Source organism: Thermococcus sp. MAR1, assembly GCF_012027305.1.
Classification (GTDB): Archaea; Methanobacteriota_B; Thermococci; order Thermococcales; family Thermococcaceae; genus Thermococcus.
The window spans coordinates 100,314-115,346 of record NZ_SNUF01000001.1 but is presented as its reverse complement, the minus strand read 5'-3'; the positions used below and the strand labels follow the sequence as shown (position 1 = coordinate 115,346).

Annotated in this window: 21 protein-coding genes; 17 read left to right on the top strand and 4 right to left on the bottom strand. The window is 55.6% G+C overall.

Annotated features, from left to right (window positions below):
* The first annotated feature begins 23 nt into the window (after positions 1–23).
* From E3E25_RS00645 to E3E25_RS00610, 8 genes are read left to right on the top strand one after another with little or no spacing between them, the layout of a single operon-like run.
* On the top strand, positions 24–629 hold the full coding sequence (locus E3E25_RS00645; RefSeq protein WP_167891429.1) for a monovalent cation/H+ antiporter subunit E: 606 nt from the start codon (positions 24–26) through the stop codon (positions 627–629).
* Positions 605–877, top strand: a complete 273-nt coding sequence (locus E3E25_RS00640) for a monovalent cation/H+ antiporter complex subunit F (protein WP_167891428.1) — start codon at positions 605–607, stop codon at positions 875–877. Before E3E25_RS00645 ends, E3E25_RS00640 begins: the two co-directional genes overlap by 25 nt.
* Positions 870–1,184, top strand: coding sequence for a monovalent cation/H(+) antiporter subunit G (gene mnhG / locus E3E25_RS00635; protein WP_167891427.1), 315 nt, complete (start codon positions 870–872; stop codon positions 1,182–1,184). The genes E3E25_RS00640 and mnhG overlap by 8 nt, the downstream gene beginning before the upstream one ends.
* On the top strand, positions 1,165–1,395 hold the full coding sequence (locus tag E3E25_RS00630) for a hydrogenase subunit MbhD domain-containing protein (RefSeq protein ID WP_055430174.1): 231 nt from the start codon (positions 1,165–1,167) through the stop codon (positions 1,393–1,395). Before mnhG ends, E3E25_RS00630 begins: the two co-directional genes overlap by 20 nt.
* Complete coding sequence (locus E3E25_RS00625) at positions 1,392–1,634, top strand: hypothetical protein (protein ID WP_167891426.1); 243 nt, start codon at positions 1,392–1,394, stop codon at positions 1,632–1,634. The genes E3E25_RS00630 and E3E25_RS00625 overlap by 4 nt, the downstream gene beginning before the upstream one ends.
* Complete coding sequence (locus tag E3E25_RS00620) at positions 1,631–2,032, top strand: Na(+)/H(+) antiporter subunit B (protein WP_055430176.1); 402 nt, start codon at positions 1,631–1,633, stop codon at positions 2,030–2,032. Before E3E25_RS00625 ends, E3E25_RS00620 begins: the two co-directional genes overlap by 4 nt.
* Positions 2,025–2,315, top strand: coding sequence for a cation:proton antiporter subunit C (locus tag E3E25_RS00615; RefSeq protein WP_167891425.1), 291 nt, complete (start codon positions 2,025–2,027; stop codon positions 2,313–2,315). Before E3E25_RS00620 ends, E3E25_RS00615 begins: the two co-directional genes overlap by 8 nt.
* On the top strand, positions 2,312–3,811 hold the full coding sequence (locus tag E3E25_RS00610; protein ID WP_167891424.1) for a proton-conducting transporter membrane subunit: 1,500 nt from the start codon (positions 2,312–2,314) through the stop codon (positions 3,809–3,811). Before E3E25_RS00615 ends, E3E25_RS00610 begins: the two co-directional genes overlap by 4 nt.
* Here the strand turns inward: E3E25_RS00610 and E3E25_RS00605 are convergent.
* A complete protein-coding gene (locus tag E3E25_RS00605; RefSeq protein WP_167891423.1) occupies positions 3,794–4,198 on the bottom strand; it encodes an ACT domain-containing protein in 405 nt (134 codons plus the stop codon). The two genes, E3E25_RS00610 and E3E25_RS00605, sit on opposite strands and share 18 nt — an antisense overlap.
* A 61-nt stretch (positions 4,199–4,259) precedes the next feature.
* On the opposite strand from E3E25_RS00605, the gene E3E25_RS00600 reads away from it, so the two are divergent.
* Together E3E25_RS00600 and E3E25_RS00595 are read left to right on the top strand one after the other, a co-directional pair.
* Complete coding sequence (locus tag E3E25_RS00600; protein ID WP_167891422.1) at positions 4,260–5,408, top strand: cation:proton antiporter; 1,149 nt, start codon at positions 4,260–4,262, stop codon at positions 5,406–5,408.
* A gap of 167 nt (positions 5,409–5,575) precedes the next feature.
* A complete protein-coding gene (locus E3E25_RS00595) occupies positions 5,576–6,049 on the top strand; it encodes a pyruvoyl-dependent arginine decarboxylase (protein ID WP_167891421.1) in 474 nt (157 codons plus the stop codon).
* Here E3E25_RS00595 and E3E25_RS00590 read toward each other — a convergent pair.
* Positions 6,043–6,549 (bottom strand): hypothetical protein, encoded by a 507-nt coding sequence (locus tag E3E25_RS00590; RefSeq protein WP_167891420.1) that lies wholly within the window; start codon positions 6,547–6,549, stop codon positions 6,043–6,045. The two genes, E3E25_RS00595 and E3E25_RS00590, sit on opposite strands and share 7 nt — an antisense overlap.
* An 87-nt stretch (positions 6,550–6,636) precedes the next feature.
* Here E3E25_RS00590 and speE point away from each other — a divergent pair, with 87 nt between their 5' ends.
* The 5 genes from speE (at position 6,637) to E3E25_RS00565 (ending at position 9,993) form a co-directional block, all read left to right on the top strand.
* Positions 6,637–7,485 carry a polyamine aminopropyltransferase gene (gene speE, locus E3E25_RS00585; protein ID WP_167892549.1) on the top strand — a complete coding sequence of 283 codons (849 nt, stop codon included), beginning with the start codon at positions 6,637–6,639 and terminating at the stop codon, positions 7,483–7,485.
* 80 nt (positions 7,486–7,565) lie between these two features.
* Entirely contained in the window at positions 7,566–8,282 is a 717-nt protein-coding gene (locus tag E3E25_RS00580; protein ID WP_167891419.1) for a creatininase family protein, read from the top strand.
* Positions 8,282–8,923 (top strand): hypothetical protein, encoded by a 642-nt coding sequence (locus E3E25_RS00575; protein ID WP_167891418.1) that lies wholly within the window; start codon positions 8,282–8,284, stop codon positions 8,921–8,923. Before E3E25_RS00580 ends, E3E25_RS00575 begins: the two co-directional genes overlap by 1 nt.
* 40 nt (positions 8,924–8,963) lie before the next feature.
* The gene (locus E3E25_RS00570) at positions 8,964–9,776 is read left to right on the top strand and encodes a hypothetical protein (RefSeq protein WP_167892548.1); all 813 of its coding nucleotides are present in this window, start codon (positions 8,964–8,966) and stop codon (positions 9,774–9,776) included.
* A gap of 64 nt (positions 9,777–9,840) precedes the next feature.
* Positions 9,841–9,993 carry a nucleotide-binding protein gene (locus tag E3E25_RS00565; RefSeq protein WP_370456628.1) on the top strand — a complete coding sequence of 51 codons (153 nt, stop codon included), beginning with the start codon at positions 9,841–9,843 and terminating at the stop codon, positions 9,991–9,993.
* A 75-nt stretch (positions 9,994–10,068) separates the two neighbouring features.
* Here the strand turns inward: E3E25_RS00565 and E3E25_RS00560 are convergent, their stop codons facing one another.
* Both E3E25_RS00560 and E3E25_RS00555 read right to left on the bottom strand, forming a co-directional pair.
* Positions 10,069–11,076, bottom strand: a complete 1,008-nt coding sequence (locus E3E25_RS00560) for a cell wall-binding repeat-containing protein (RefSeq protein WP_167891417.1) — start codon at positions 11,074–11,076, stop codon at positions 10,069–10,071.
* Between the two features lie 45 nt (positions 11,077–11,121).
* A complete protein-coding gene (locus E3E25_RS00555) occupies positions 11,122–11,796 on the bottom strand; it encodes a metal-dependent hydrolase (RefSeq protein WP_167891416.1) in 675 nt (224 codons plus the stop codon).
* Between the two features lie 254 nt (positions 11,797–12,050).
* On the opposite strand from E3E25_RS00555, the gene E3E25_RS00550 reads away from it, so the two are divergent.
* Together E3E25_RS00550 and E3E25_RS00545 are read left to right on the top strand one after the other, a co-directional pair.
* On the top strand, positions 12,051–13,517 hold the full coding sequence (locus tag E3E25_RS00550) for a sodium/proline symporter (protein WP_167891415.1): 1,467 nt from the start codon (positions 12,051–12,053) through the stop codon (positions 13,515–13,517).
* A gap of 137 nt (positions 13,518–13,654) precedes the next feature.
* Positions 13,655–15,031, top strand: coding sequence for a CoA-binding protein (locus E3E25_RS00545; protein ID WP_167891414.1), 1,377 nt, complete (start codon positions 13,655–13,657; stop codon positions 15,029–15,031).
* Positions 15,032–15,033: the final 2 nt, after the last annotated feature.

Genomic DNA, 15,033 nt, shown 5'->3' with positions numbered 1-15,033 from the left:
CCCTCCTCGCCCTAAATTACCACATGAGCCGCGTTCCCTTCTACCTGAAGGAAAGGCTTGAGAGCCTCAGGGAGAGGGTCCTCCACGAGGAATTCGAGGCCTCGAAGCTCCCCCCATGGGAGAGGGTTATCATAACGTGGGTGGCCCTTATGGCCTTCTGGGTGGTCATATCGGGAAGCTTCAGAGTGAGGGATTTGATCGTGGGTGCGGCCGTTACCCTGATAATAGCGGCCTTCATGCGCGACCTCCTAACCGAGGACATAAGGAAGAGCGGCCACATAGTCGAGAAACTCCTCTACTTCGCATTCATATACCTTCCGCAGTACCTCGTGATAATGGCCTTTCGCCTGTTGGAGAGCAATCTGAAGGTGGCAAAGAACGTGATTTTCATGGATATCAACCCCGGAATAGTCAAGATAAAGACCGACCTCCACTCGGACACGGGCGTGACGATACTCGCCAACTCAATTACCCTGACCCCCGGAACTTTGACGCTCGACGTAAACAAAAAGCTCGGGGAGACCTACCTCTACGTCCACTGGATAGATTTGGAGACACTCAACCGCGAGAAGGCCGGAGAAAAGATAAAGGGGGACATCGAGGAATGGCTCAAGAAGGTCTTCTGGTGAGCGCTTTCTACGTCCTCGTCTTCACGGCGATGCTGATAGCCTACCGCGTGGTTAGGGGACCGACTCTGCCCGACAGGATAGTGGGTCTGAACACGATAACGACGAAGGTGGTCGTCATAATAGCTGTCGTTTCAGTCATGAGAGAAGAGTACTACCTGATAGACCTCGCGATAGTCCTGCTGATGGTGAACGCCGTCGGCGGGCTTATCTTGGCGAAATACATGGAGAGGAGGGCTTCACATGATTGAGATAATCCTTATGCTCTTCGGAGAGGCCGTCATGGTCTTCGGGGCTCTGGGGATACTCCGCTTCCCCGACGTTTACACTCGCCTCCACGCGGCCACTAAGTGTGACACAGGGGGAGCGATGAGCATAATCCTGGCTCTAATCCTGATAATGGACGCCCCCGCAGTGGTCAGGGCCAAGTTCTTGGTACTGGCCTTTCTCATCGCCATGATAAACCCCATGGTGAGCCATGCCATCGCGAGGGGGGCCTATAGATACGGTGTGAAGCCTAAGGTAGTGGTGGATATGTATGCTTGGGACAATCCTTGACGTGGTCTTCATAGCGATGATACTGCTGGCCATAGCAGTCGTTGAAGAGAAGAACCTGGTTAGTGCGGTCGTTAAATACTCTCTCCTCAGCCTGCTGTTCGTCTTGGCACTCTTCGAGCTTAAGGCACCGGATGTAGCACTCTCGGCGATAGTCGTCGGTGCGGTGGTTATAGGCGTCTTCCTCTTCACGATAGAGGAGGTGACGCGGTGAGGACTATAGCTCTGCCCCTGACCCTGGCCCTGGGGGCGTTCCTGCTTGGCCTGGGCTACTCTCCCTCCTACGGCGGAAGCTACGCATACTACGTCGCCAACTGGGGGGAGATCGGGATACCCAACCTTGTCTCGGCCATCTTAGCTGGCTGGAGGGCCTACGACAGCCTTGGCGAGGCGAGCCTTCTCTTTACCGCGGTCATAGGCTTTTACCTGCTCCTCGGGGGGAAGAAGAAATGAAGATGAGCGTTGTCGTGAGGAGCACCACCAAGATGATAAGCCCGTTCCTTGTAACATACGCCGCTTATCTCATGCTCTACGGCCATCTGAGCCCGGGGGGCGGCTTTCAGGGCGGGGTGATTCTCGCGGTGGCTGTGATACTCCTCATAACCGCCCACGGCTACAAGAAGGTCAGGAAGAGGTTCAAGTTCAACTGGGCGAGCCTGATAGAGAGCTCCGCGGGAGCGATGCTCGTGCTCCTTGGAATCGCCGGGGTGGCCTTCGGGGGCTTTTACGCTAATTTCCTGCCGACGGAGGGCGGCATAATACCCCCCTTCAACGTCATAGTGGGCCTTGAGGTCGGTGCCGCCTTCACCTTCGTCTTCTACATACTGCTGAGGTGGGTCGAAAGTGATTAGCCCGGAGCAGGCGGGAGTTATCATAATGCTGGTAGGGATATACGGCCTGATGGCGAAGAGGGAGCCTATAAAGCTGGTGCTCTCCATAAACGTGGTCTCCCTTGGCCTAGTGCTCTTCTTCATCGGCCTGGCATACTCCCCGGGAAGGGACGTCCCGATAATGCCGACGGATCCTGTCGACCCGCTCCCGGCGACGCTGATGCTGACGACGCTCGTCGTCGACGTCGCCATAACGTCGCTCGCGCTGGCGATAATAATCCGCATGCGGGGGGAGGGCCCATGATCCCGCTGATGGTGGCCTTTCCGCTCCTGTTTGGGTTCATAATCGTCATCCTGGACACCCTGCGGGCGAGGAAGGTCTTGATAAAGGCCTCTTTCATCCTTGGAGCGGTTCTCCCGGCGGGGATTTTCCTGACAGAGATTGGAAAGTCCGAGATAGTTGGCGGATGGAATAAAACAGCGGGAATAGAGGTTGGAATCGGTGAAATAAACGCCCCGTTCATCGTGGGCGAACTCATACTCTTCACGCTCGTTGCCCTCTATTCCCTCTCGTACTTCGATTTCAGGGACAAAAAGACGGCCAAGGCCCTCGTCCTGTTCCTCCTGATGCACGCCGGCTTACTGGGAGCATTTTTGGCGAGGGACTTTTTCAACTTTTACATTTATATGGAGATAGCCTCGGTTTCGGCCTTTGCACTGGTTGCGTTCTCAGGGGAGAAAGGGGCCAAAAGGGCGGCCTTCAAGTACCTAATGCTCTCGCTCCTCGCTTCATACCTCTTCGTCTTCGCGGTCGGGATTATCTACATGGAAACCGGCTACCTGAACGTCGGGCTAATAGCCGAAAATGCCAGGGGTAGCAGGGAGCTCCAAGTGGCTCTCGGCATAGCCCTCTCGGCGCTTATTCTCAAGGCGGGAATCTTCCCCCTCCACGGCTGGCTTCCCGACGCGCACTCAAAGGCACAAACTCCCGTGAGCGCGGTCCTGAGCGGTGCCGTGGTCAAGGCACCTGCCTATGGAATGATTCTGCTCCTCTCTACACTACCCACCGGAGAAACCCTTAGGTTTGCCCTGCTCGTTGTCGCGGTGGCGTCAATCTTCTTCGGCATAGTGATGGCCCTTCTACAGAGGGACGCCAAGAGACTGCTGGCCTACCACACCGTCTCCCAGATGGGCTACGTGCTCCTTGGAATAGCGAGCCTCAACTTCCTCGGAGCTGCATACTACGCGATGGCACACTCGATTTTCAAGGGCGGCCTTTTCCTGAGCATCGGCTCCATGGGTAAGGGTAGAAAGCTCGGCACCTTCGGATACAGGGGGGACGCTGTGATGGCGGCCTCGGTCATCGTTCTCAGCCTAGCAATAGGCGGAGTCTCCCCTCTCATCGGCGCCTACGGAAAGGGGCTCATCTACTCTGGCCTTACCTGGCCCTGGAAGCTGGCGGTACCGCTGGGAAGCGTAGGGACATTGGTCTCCTTCACCAAGCTCAACTCCCACCTGGCTAAGGGTGGAAGCGGGAAGGTTCCGGCATCGTGGAAGCTTCCGGTTCTCGGGCTGGCCCTGACCGCGCTCGCCGGGGGCATTTACCTGGGCCTCGGCTTAGACCCAAAGGACGTCATCTACCTCCCTTTGGCCCTTCTCATCTACCAGCTCCTCGGGAGGACGGGATTCTTCGAGAAGAGCCTCCCCTCGGAAGGGGGCGAGGTAGGAAAGGAGGTGAACCGCCTGACGGCCGTGCTGGTCGCTTTCATTCTGCTATTAGCACTAATCCAGGGGCTTTAGGACAACCTCCCTCACCTCGGCCAGGGCCTCCAGCTCCTTTCTCAGCTCCTCAAGGTTTTCCACTCCACTGATGTCCACGACAGCGACGATACCGGCGAGGCTTATGGCGGAGAGCTCCTCTGACTCGCTGAAGAGTATGTTCACCCCGTGCCTGCCGAAGAGGCCGCTTATCTTCGCCAGCACACCGGGCCTGTCCTCAACGACAAGCTCAACCTCCGCCAGCCTCTTCCCGGGGAGAGCTATCCTCTCCATATGGATTTCGTTGAGGTCCGTGTCCACCTCAATGAGGAAGTAGGCCCCCTCAAGAAGGCCCAGCTCGTAGGCGTACTCCATCGGAATCTCAACAGCCCCGTCCCTCTTTATCCTGACTATCTCGTAGTGCCTCATGATAGCCAATTCGCGCGGGACAATAAAAGGATTTTTAAAATCCGCCGCCTATACGGGAACCATGGAAATCATCGGGTACGTCTTCGTAATCATAGCCTTTGCAAGGCTCCTGGCGGAGGCCTTCGAGAGGTTCGGCTACCCAGGATTCTTGGGCGAGATTACGGCGGGAATGATACTGAGCGCTCTCCTGCTCGACATGCCCAGGGACCAGATGGAGTTGCTCGCCGAGCTGGGCCTGTTCTTCCTGATGATTTCAGCCGGCCTTGAGGTGACGCCGGAGGAGCTGCACTACGCGGGAAGGCTGACCCTCCCCCTCTACGCCACCACCTACGCTGTTATGTTCCTCGTCACGCTTCCCTTCACCGGCTGGACCGTCGGCTCGGACAACGTCATCTCGGCCGCGATACTCTCAATAGCCTCGGCTCCAATAGTGCTTCGCCTCAAGAGGTTCTTCGGAAGCGACTTCCTCCACGTGGCCCTCTCCTACGCGGTGATAAGCGAGATATTCGGGCTGTTCATCGTTTACATGGTCATAAGGTTCCACGAGAGCCCCGGCGACTACGGGCCTATACTGTCGAGCATACTGAAGGACCTCGCCTTCGTAGGCACCCTGCTCTACATCAACTACCTCCTCGGTATAAAGCAGAAGGTCCGCATTATCCGCTTCCTCCGCAGACTCAAGAGCGATGAAGCGGTCTTCGGGCTGTTCATGGTGTTCTCCACATCGCTCGCCTTCATCAGCGAGGAGATAGGAATGCACTTCAGCATAGGCGGCTTCCTCGCTGGTTTAATGATGCACAGCGACCTCGTTGGCACCAAGCAGTACGACAGGCTGACCACGATAGTCAGCGGGGTCACCTACGGAATCTTCGCCCCGATATTCTTCGCCTGGCGTGGATTGAACTTTGAGACGGAACTGTCCTTCGTGGTCATAGAGTTCTTCGCCGCGATATACGTGGTAAGGCTAACCCTGTCGGTTCTGGCCGTGAGAAAGGCAGATCTCTCCACCAGCCTCGTCAGGGGAGCCGGAATAGCGAGCTTTGGCGTCCTCGGCCTGCTGATCGGCGAGATTGGCTTTGTCTCCGGAGTTCTCAGCGAGCATATGTACGCCATGGCCTCTCTCGCGAGCGTGCTGGGAATCTTCACCTCGGCCACACTGGGGAGGGTCGTAAACCACTACAAAGCGAAGAAGCTAAGCGGCGCCGTCTAATCCCCACGCCTCCCCCAACAAGACGTTCTGGAGGCAAAACCCACCCCTCAGGCTTTCTTTTAGATGTAGCGAAACGTTTTTAAGCCGCCCGCAAATTAGCGAGTAAGCGAACCGTTGCTTTCAGCTATAATCGTCTAACTCGTGAGAAAAGAAAGGAGGAAGCTGAGATGAGCTGGACAACCCCAAAGAGGGCATTTATAGGCGCCGCCTCCGCGGAGGGTGGCACTAAGCTCAACGCCTTTGACAACGCACTCCTCAAGCTCGGCATAGGAAACGTCAACCTCGTCAAGCTGAGCAGCGTCATTCCGGCCCACATCGAGTGGATAGAAGAGGTTCACGACGTCCCGATAGGAATGCTCCTCCCGACAGTTTATGCACACATCGAGAGTGACGAGCCCGGAATGACAATCAGCGCTGCCCTGGGAATAGGCATCAGCGAGAACAACGAGGGCGGCCTCATCTACGAGTACGCCGGATACTGCACCAAGGAAGAGGCAGAGGACATGGTCAGAAAGATGGTCGAGGAAGGCTTTGCCATGCGCGGCTGGAAGCTGGCCGAGTTCAAAGTTGCCAGCGCAAGCATTACCGTCAAGGAAAAGCCCGCAGCGGCCATAGCGGCCGTGGTGATGTTCCCCTACTGAGCGCCCTCTATTCTTTTTATATCCCTGAGGAAGTATCCTCTCCCTCCCCGTTCAAACAGGATGTTGTATTTGACCCCACCAGAAACCGCCCAGACCTGAACGAACTCAGTCCCATCGAGCAGATACTCATTCGTCCACAGAATCTCAAGTCCTATGCTCTTAAGGAACTCCGTGGGGGAGGTTCTAAGGACGACCCTGAAGCGTGAATCGTCGAACGTCTTCTCGAAGAAGCTCATAATCTCCAGAAAAGCCATGTACGGGTTGGTATCCTCAACAGGATACATGAACTTGGCAGAATCCCCGTCGTTAAATGCCAGCGGACGTCTGCTCCCGTTGAAGGTTATTAGAGAAAGCTCAACGTGCGGGCTATCCTCAGAGAAGCCTATCTCGCCCACAACGTGTGGGACACCGTAGCGCAGTCCCTCAAGTATCTCCGGAACAGAGTCCTTAAGAAACTTTAGCAGTTCCTTATGAACGCTCTTCTGGGCCATCGTCATCATTTATAACTTGCAGTATAAAAGTCTTTCCAGTGAAGAATTAACCCCAAGCTTTAAAACCCAACCTCCTATCTATGGGCGGTGAGAGTTATGGGATACAACGAGAAGGAGCGGGCATTCATAGAGTGGTACCCTCGTGGTTACGGTGTGGGCTTCAAGGTCAAGGAGAGACTGTTTGAGACACAGACAAAGTATCAGAGGCTTGAACTTTACGAGACGGAGGGATTTGGCAAGCTCCTTGTTCTGGATGGAACCGTTCAGCTCGTTGAGGTCGGTGAGGAGAGCTACCACGAACCGCTGGTTCATCCAGTTATGCTGGCCCATCCCAACCCGAGAAGAGTTCTCATCATCGGGGGCGGCGACGGCGGAACCCTCAGGGAGGTTCTGAGGCACGAGACCGTTGAGAAAGCCACGATGGTCGAAATAGATGAGCTGGTAGTGGAGGTCTCCAAGATATACATGAACGTTGCGAGGGGGGCCTTCGAGGACCCTAGGGCGGAAGTAATGGTCGGCGATGGCGTGAAGTACCTGAAAGAGACTGATGAGCGCTTTGACGTCATAATCGCTGACTCCACCGACCCAGTCGGCCCGGCAAAGCTACTGTTTTCTGAGGAGTTCTACCGCGACGCCTATGAGAAGCTGAACGATAAGGGACTCTACATCACCCAGGCCGGGAGCGTCTACCTCTTCACCAATGAGCTCCTCGACGCCTACAAGGCCATGAAGAACGTCTTTGACCGCGTTTACTACTTCAGCTTCCCGGTAATTGGCTACGCCTCGCCCTGGAGCTTCCTCGTTGGCGTTAAGGGCGACATAGACTTCACCAAGGTGGACGTGGAGAGAGCGGAGAAACTCGACCTTTACTATTACGACCCGGAGAGGCACGAGACGCTCTTCCAGATGCCGAAATACGTCAGGGATCTCCTTGAGAGGGTCTAACCCTCGTCTCTTTTTGCGATTTTCTCCAGCGCATAGAAAAGGCTTATGAGGTTTCGTCCCCACTACACATGGGGATTACCATGAGGATCGAGGAGCTCACTTGGCCCGAGTTCGAGGAACTGAAAAAGCATGTTGATACAGTCATACTCCCCATAGGGAGCGTTGAAGCCCACGGAAGGCACCTGCCCCTGGGAACCGATGTCTTTGCTCCGCTGGAGATAGGAAAGAGGGTTGAAGAGAAACTCCGTGGACTGGGGGTTGATGTTTTCATAGCCCCACCGGTGTGGTACGGACACACCTTCGTTCTTGATGTGTACCCCGGAACGATAAACGTTGCTTCAGATGCCCTGAAGGCCTACGTACGCGAGATAATGCGAGAGTTCGCCGCCGAGGGCTTTCGGAGGATAGTCCTCCTCAATGGGCACGGCGGCAACTACTCGCCGCTGGTTCTGGCAGCGGAAGAGGTCTCGGAGGAGTTCCCGGAGGTCGAAATCTGGCTCATAAATTGGTGGATAGACTTCAGAGAGGACATCCTGAGCATATGCTCCAGCCAGGGTCACGCTGGCCAGGACGAGACGTCAGTGATGCTCGCGGTAAGGCCCGAACTCGTGAAGATGGAGAACGCCCGTGGGGAGAGGAGGAGCTCAAGAGTGAGGATAATCCGGAAGGACATCGGAAAGGAGCTGTTCCCCGACGGAGTGAACGACGACCCATCCCTTGCGACGGCCGAGAAGGGCGAGGCGATTTTGAGCGTTGTGAGCGAGAAGATAGCCCGTCTCATAGCGGGTGAAGGATAATGGGGCGCGAAGAGGTTCTCGCGGAACTGGATAAACGCATAAAGCGCCTTGAGGCCGAAGTTGAACTCGCAGAGGAGAGGTTACGCTATCTGGAGGAGATAGATGCCCCGTCGAGGTACAAAGCCCTCCGGAGGAAAGACAACTCCGTTTACTATCTACTCCTCATGGCCGTTTGGGTGCTTCTTGGCTTCCTCGCCTTGATGGCCATCAGCCATAGACTCCCCTACGGCTTCAGCTTCCCGCTGCTTCCCTATATCCTCGTCGTGCTCATCGTTGTGGCGCTTCCCCTGGTGTACTACTACCTGAGCCAGCGTGAGGAGCCGAAGACGCCGATGGATGAGCTAGAAGAGAGAGAAAGACATGCCAAACTTGTTTTATCCCTTTTCTACAGACCGCTGAGGGAAGCCATTGAAAAGAACGACAGGAGAAAGATAGAGGATATGGCCGAGGACCTCCTGAACAACCCGATCCTAGCGGAGGCCATCGAGAGGACCAACGAAGGGGACCCAAAGGTCATGGCCTACGCACTGTACCTCTATGCCACCTACCGCCCGGAGCTTGAGGAGGAGGTGCGGGAGACCGTAAGGGTAGTCAGCAACAAGCCCATCAAAGTGCTCCTCTCATCGCTGGTCGAGGGCTAAGGTTATAACCGATGGCGCCCTTCTCCCTCCGGTGAGAGGTTTGAGGCTGGAGGTTCTAAGCAAGGACGATATGAACGCCCTCTCGAGGGAGCTGAGCAGGGCGGGGATTATGAACAAAACTAGGGAAGAGGTAAGGGCAGCGATTTCCCACTACGTGGTCGTGAAGGGCACCTACGCCGAGCTTGTGGAGAAGGCCGAGGGGATAGGACCCCTTCAGGAGAGTCTGGACGAACTTGAGTTCGCCTTCGAGGAGATAATATCCGACTGGGAAGTTGGAGCGGGGAAAGCCCTCGATGGCCTGTTCGAGGAGTCCGACCTGGGCAGGCTACTCGTGCTCACGGCGCTGATGGAGAGCGGCGCCGTAGTTGAGGAGGATGGAAAGCTGGTGCTCATAGAGAAACCCGTTCTCGACGGCCTTAGGGTGGAGCTCCGCTTTCCGATAGACGAGATCGAGGAGTATCTCGAAGAACTTGAGAAGCGCTTTGAAACAGGAATGATAACCGAGTACACGATGGAGAAAAGGTACTTCGTCGAGGTAATGGAGGTCGACAGGGAGCTCCTCGAAGCGGCTCTTGAGATAGCGGAGGAGTACGCAACCGAGGAGAGCATTGTGGAGGCCATGTTCGACGGCATAGCCCGCTCGGTTCTGGCGGACGTAATCCTAGAGTTGGCGGAGAAACACAGGAAGAAGAACGACCTCATAGACGCCCTACTGGAGCGGGAGCCGATAGTCGTTGAGAGCTCCAATGAGAGGCTCAACATATACTTCGATGAGGAAGCGATAGAGGACTTCCTCAAGGAGCTTCAAACGCTCGGCTACCTGAAGGTCAAGGGCAACCGGATATGGGTTTGATTTCCCTTTCCCGCTTTCCTCATCCGTAAAATTTTAAAAGGGCTTTTCTCACCTAACGCCGGAGGTGGTGGCAGTGGCGGAGCTGAGGGCGGTTATATTCTACGACCGCGACGGCACCCGCTACTACCGCTGCCCGCGTTGCGGAATGCTCTTCAGGAACTCCAAGGACTACACGAGGCACGTAAACAAGTCCCATGGCCATCTCTTCAAGAAGTGACCCTTTCTTTTTCATTGGGATGAGGAGAACGGCCAGGTCTGAAAAAGTGATGAGCGGTTTCGGGCTTGCCGACCGTTAATCCCGGATTATTATCTCCTTCGTGAGCTTGACGATGAAGGTCTTCCCAACCTTCTCCCTCTCCACCAGCTGCTTCTTCTCAAGCTCCTGGATGATCCTACTTATCGTCGGCCTGGAATAACCAGTGAGCTCCGGCAGTTCCTCCTGCTTGATAACGCCGCCCTTCTCGAGGATGGCCTTGACCACTATGCGCTCCTTCTCGGTGAGTACCTCTATTGGAACCCTGTTGGCGGACCACTTCTTCTTGGCGTAGTAGAGTGAAACCGGAATCGCAACGGCCAGCGAAAGCACTACTGCGGCTATTATCAGCACCCAGTTGGTCTCCTTGGGCTGCTCAGGAAGCCTTATCTCCAGGTTCTCCTTGACCCAGTAGGTCTGGTAGCCCATGGCCTCTATCTTGGCCTGGACGTCCTTTGACATGCCGGCACCCATCAGCTCCACGAGCTCGGGATTGAGCTTCTTTATCGCGTTGGCCGTCGAATCAGAGAGCGCGTCCTCCTGGGTGAGGAGAAGAGGGTAGCCGTATATCATCGCCCACCTGGCGGCGGCCAAAGCTGAGCCATAGTCGCTGGAACTGGCAACGACCACTATGTTCGCCCCGTTCGGGTAAAAGTGCAACGCTAGCTTTGCCGCCGTCTCCGTTCGAACCGCACCGCCGATCCTCTCGACTATGAAGCCCATGTTGAGCAATTCGTCCTGGACGGTGTCGCTGACGGCCTGAGAGTCTCCGATTATGAGCACGTGGTTCCATCCGAACTGGGCGTAGCTCTGGAGCTGAGCTATCGTCCCCGGGTCGAGCTCCTTCGGATTAACCGGGAGAATAGGAACGTCGAGCATCTTGGCGTAGGGGAGCGCGACGATGTAATCAATCATGTCGTCGTTTCTAACGATGATTAAATCGTACTTGGGCTTCTCCCCTTTCGCCCCCTGCGCGGAGGATAGGGGGACGAGGAAAGACGAAAACACGAGCAGGATGAGCGCCAAGGTCAAGGCCCTTTTAACCATTCCATCACCTGAAAAAAGGGTAGGGAAAGCTCCTTAAAAGGTTTTTCAAAGCTCCAGGCTTTCACCGGGTTTAAGGATTACGACCTCTGCTTTGTCCCCGACCAGCCTCCTAAACTCCTCGGGGTCCGCTGAAATCGGCGGCCAGGTGTTGTAGTGCATCGGCACAACCTTCTTCGGCCTGAGAAGCTCCACAGCTTTAGCAGCCTCTTTAACGCCCATCGTGAAGTGACCGCCTATCGGCAGCAGGGCCAGATCAATAGGCCCGTAGAGCTCGGCGAAGAGTTCCATGTCCCTGAACACGAAGGTGTCGCCCGCGTGGTATATCTTAACGCCGTCGAGCTCGACTATGTAACCGCTGGCATTTCCTATGCTGTACTTGCCGTCGCTGCTGGAGTGCCAGGCAGGAACCTGGACGATCTTAACGCCGTCTATTTCAGTCGGGCCGTAGTTCATGCCGATGGTCGTTATGCCGCTCTCGCTCTCAACGAGGTAGTTGGCTATGTCGTACATGGCAACTATCTTCGCCCCGGTTCTCCTGGCTATCGCGGCGGCGTCGCCGATGTGATCGCCGTGGGCATGTGTAACGAGTATCAGGTCTGCATCAACCTCTTCGGCCTTGAGGGCCGCGGCAGGATTGCCGGTCAGGAAGGGGTCTATCAGGATCCTCTTGCTTCCCTCTATCAGAAAGGCAGCATGTCCCAGAAACTTCACCTTCACCATGGTATCACCCCGACGGATATAATAACCTGAGCTAACTTAAGTCTTTCGGGTTGAAGGCTTCAGCGGCCATCACCAAGCGGTACGGCCACCCCTCGATAGTTCGAATTACGAAGACAATAGAGTACAAGAATTCCTGTAGTAAACCAGGTACAATGTAACAAAACGCACCTATGTTGGACATAAAAAGGCAATTTTGTACAAAAAGGGCAAGGTTTATAAACATGAACAATGTTGAATATGAGCGGTGATTCATAGTGGAGGGCCAGACTCAAATACTGATCGTTCTGGTTCTGTACCTTTCGTTTTTGATAGGGTTCGGAGTTTATCAGGGAAGAAAGGCAAAGAGCGGCAAGGACTTCGCAATAGCTGGCAGGCAGCTTCCAGGATGGATAGCAGCTCTCTCAGAGCGCGCCACCGGTGAGTCGGCGTGGGCACTCCTGGGACTCCCCGGTTTTGCCTACGCCGCCGGCCTCTCAGCAATATGGGTTGCGGTTGGATGTGTGGCCGGTATCATCGTGGCGTGGACCGTCTTCGCTGGAAGGCTCAGGAGGGAGGCCGAGAAGTACGACGCTACCACATTCATCGACTACATCGCCAGGCGCCACTCCGACGCCGAGAAGTGGATAAGGATCCTCGGTAGCGTTACCGTGGTGTTCTTCTTTTTCTTCTACGTCGGTGCCCAGTTCCTCGGCGGCGGAAAGACTTTGAACGCTCTCTTCGGCGTTGATCCAAAGATCGGAATGCTGATAACCGCGGTGATAATCCTGCCCTATACCGTCCTAGGAGGCCTCAAGAGCGTCGCCTACACCGACACCGTCCAGGCGATAGTCATGATACTCACCCTCACCATAGCGCCAATAGTCGGTCTCGTCTACATCGCCAACCATCCGGATGTTTTCGCCCACTCGGTCTCCAGCGCCCTGGAGATGTCCGGGCCCGAGTACTCTACAATCCTTGGCGGCCTCGTTGGCGGCGCGGCGTTCGTCTTCGTCATAGCCGAGTTCTCCTGGTTCTTTGGATATCTCGGTGGAATGCCCCAGCTCAGCATCAGGTTCATGGCAATCAAGGACGAGAAGAACGCCAGACTCGCCAGGAACGTCGGAGTCAGCTGGACGGTTCTGGCCTACATCGGTGCTCTCCTCATAGGATGGATTGGAATAGCCATCTTCGGCCCGACCGGCCTCGAGGATCAGGAGGCCGTTATGCCCTCGGTCATGCTGAAGCTGTTCCCGCCCTTCCTCGCGGCGATATTCATAACCGGTGCAATAGCTGCCATGCTCTCGACGGCTGATTCACTCCTAATCCTCTCCGCCACCGAACTTTCGGAAAACTTGCTCAAGCCCTTCGTCTACAAGGACGACTTCGACCCTAAGAGAAGCCTCAGGCTTTCGAGAATTACCACCGTCGCCCTGGGTGTCATAGCGCTCGTTACAGCCTACCTTGTGCCGTCGAAACTCATTTACACCATCGTCGGCTACACATGGGCTGGGATAGGGGACACCTTCTCAGTCATAGTCATAATGACGCTGTTCTGGAAGAGGTTCCACGGAAGGGCCGTCCCGCCGACCATTGTAACGGGACTGCTGTTCACCATCTTCTGGATCAGCTCGGGGCTTGAGAAGGTTGTCTCGGCGAGGCTCATGACCTTCATCGTGACGGCGGTTGTTGCCGTGATAGCGACCTACGCCCTGAAGCCCAAGGAGGCAGCCGCCACCGCCTGAGTTTTGTTTTTATCCATTGATGTCCTTTTTAGCCCATCAGGGCTTTACTTTCTCCCCTCTATGCCCATATTTGCCTCTCTGTCCTCTTTAGGAAAGCTTATATACGATTCCACCGATGTCGTAACGGTGAGCGACAAGTGACGTTTGATTACTTCTTCAAGCCAAAGGCTATAGCGGTTATTGGGGCATCCAACGACCCGCTCAAGCTTGGCTACGAGGTCTTCAAGAACCTTAAGAATTACAAGGATGGCAAGGTTTATCCGGTGAACGTCAAGGACGAGGTCGTTCAGGGCGTCAAGGCTTACAAGAACGTGAAAGACATCCCGGACGAGGTCGACCTGGCCGTTGTCGTCGTTCCAAAGCGCTTCGTGAAGCAAACGATGATTGACTGCGGCGAGAAGGGCGTCAAGGGAATAATCCTCATCACCGCCGGATTCGGCGAGGTCGGCGAGGAAGGGAAGAAAGAAGAGAGGGAGCTCGTTGAGATGGCCCACAAATACGGCATGCGCATAGTCGGCCCGAACTGTGTGGGCATAATGAACACACACAACGCCATGAACGCCACCTTCGTTATGGACGCCAAGAAGGGAGACATAGCATTCATAAGCCAGAGCGGTGCCCTCGGAGCGGGAATCATCTACAAGACCGTCAAGGAGGGGATAGGCTTCTCGAAGTTCGTCAGCATCGGCAACATGGCTGATGTTGACTTCGCCGAGTTCATGGAGTATTTGGCAGACACAGAGGAGGACAAGGCAATCGCGCTCTACATCGAGGGTCTGAAGAACGGAAGGGCCTTCATGGAGATAGCCAAGCGCGTCACCAAGAAGAAGCCGGTTATAGTCCTCAAGGCAGGCAAGAGCGAGAGCGGAGCGAGAGCAGCTTCGAGCCACACAGGTTCACTCGCCGGCTCGTACAAGATATACGAGGCGGCCTTCAAGCAGAGCGGAATAATCGTTGCGGACACTATCGATGATATGCTCAGCATGGCGAGGGCTTTCACCCAGCCGCTGCCCAAGGGCAAGCGCGTCGCCATAATGACCAACGCAGGTGGCCCGGGCGTTCTCACCGCGGACGAGATAGACAAGCGCGGATTGAAGCTGGTCGACCTCGAGGAGGAGACCATCGAGGGACTTCGCTCGTTCCTTCCGCCGATGGCGGCAGTCAAGAACCCGGTCGATATGATCGCGAGTGCCCGCGGAGAAGACTACTACAAGACAGCAAAGCTTCTCCTCGAAGACCCCAACGTTGACATGCTCATAAGCATCTGTGTCGTTCCGACCTTCGCGGGCATGACGCCGATCGAACACGCGGAGGGCGTCGTGAAGGCGGTTAGAGAGGTGAACAACGGCAAGCCGGTTCTCGGTCTGTTCATGGCAGGCTACGTGAGCGAGCCCGCAAAGGAAGTCCTCGAGAAGGCAGGCATTCCGAGCTACGAGAGGCCCGAAGATGTTGCCGCCGCGGCTTATGCCCTCGTGGAGTTTGCGAAGGCTAAGGGAGTTTTGAAGGAGGAATGAGG

Excerpts from the sequence above, each read along its gene's own strand:
- E3E25_RS00605 (WP_167891423.1), bottom strand. The coding sequence starts at position 4,198 with ATGAGGCACTACGAGATAGTCAGGATAAAGAGGGACGGGGCTGTTGAG.
- E3E25_RS00555 (WP_167891416.1), bottom strand. The coding sequence starts at position 11,796 with ATGGTGAAGGTGAAGTTTCTGGGACATGCTGCCTTTCTGATAGAGGGA.
- E3E25_RS00560 (WP_167891417.1), bottom strand. The coding sequence starts at position 11,076 with ATGGTTAAAAGGGCCTTGACCTTGGCGCTCATCCTGCTCGTGTTTTCG.
- E3E25_RS00610 (WP_167891424.1), top strand. The coding sequence starts at position 2,312 with ATGATCCCGCTGATGGTGGCCTTTCCGCTCCTGTTTGGGTTCATAATC.
- E3E25_RS00575 (WP_167891418.1), top strand. The coding sequence starts at position 8,282 with ATGGGGCGCGAAGAGGTTCTCGCGGAACTGGATAAACGCATAAAGCGC.
- E3E25_RS00600 (WP_167891422.1), top strand. The coding sequence starts at position 4,260 with ATGGAAATCATCGGGTACGTCTTCGTAATCATAGCCTTTGCAAGGCTC.
- mnhG (WP_167891427.1), top strand. The coding sequence starts at position 870 with ATGATTGAGATAATCCTTATGCTCTTCGGAGAGGCCGTCATGGTCTTC.
- E3E25_RS00640 (WP_167891428.1), top strand. The coding sequence starts at position 605 with ATGGCTCAAGAAGGTCTTCTGGTGAGCGCTTTCTACGTCCTCGTCTTC.
- E3E25_RS00595 (WP_167891421.1), top strand. The coding sequence starts at position 5,576 with ATGAGCTGGACAACCCCAAAGAGGGCATTTATAGGCGCCGCCTCCGCG.
- E3E25_RS00620 (WP_055430176.1), top strand. The coding sequence starts at position 1,631 with ATGAAGATGAGCGTTGTCGTGAGGAGCACCACCAAGATGATAAGCCCG.
- speE (WP_167892549.1), top strand. The coding sequence starts at position 6,637 with ATGGGATACAACGAGAAGGAGCGGGCATTCATAGAGTGGTACCCTCGT.
- E3E25_RS00590 (WP_167891420.1), bottom strand. The coding sequence starts at position 6,549 with ATGATGACGATGGCCCAGAAGAGCGTTCATAAGGAACTGCTAAAGTTT.
- E3E25_RS00645 (WP_167891429.1), top strand. The coding sequence starts at position 24 with ATGAGCCGCGTTCCCTTCTACCTGAAGGAAAGGCTTGAGAGCCTCAGG.
- E3E25_RS00580 (WP_167891419.1), top strand. The coding sequence starts at position 7,566 with ATGAGGATCGAGGAGCTCACTTGGCCCGAGTTCGAGGAACTGAAAAAG.
- E3E25_RS00630 (WP_055430174.1), top strand. The coding sequence starts at position 1,165 with ATGCTTGGGACAATCCTTGACGTGGTCTTCATAGCGATGATACTGCTG.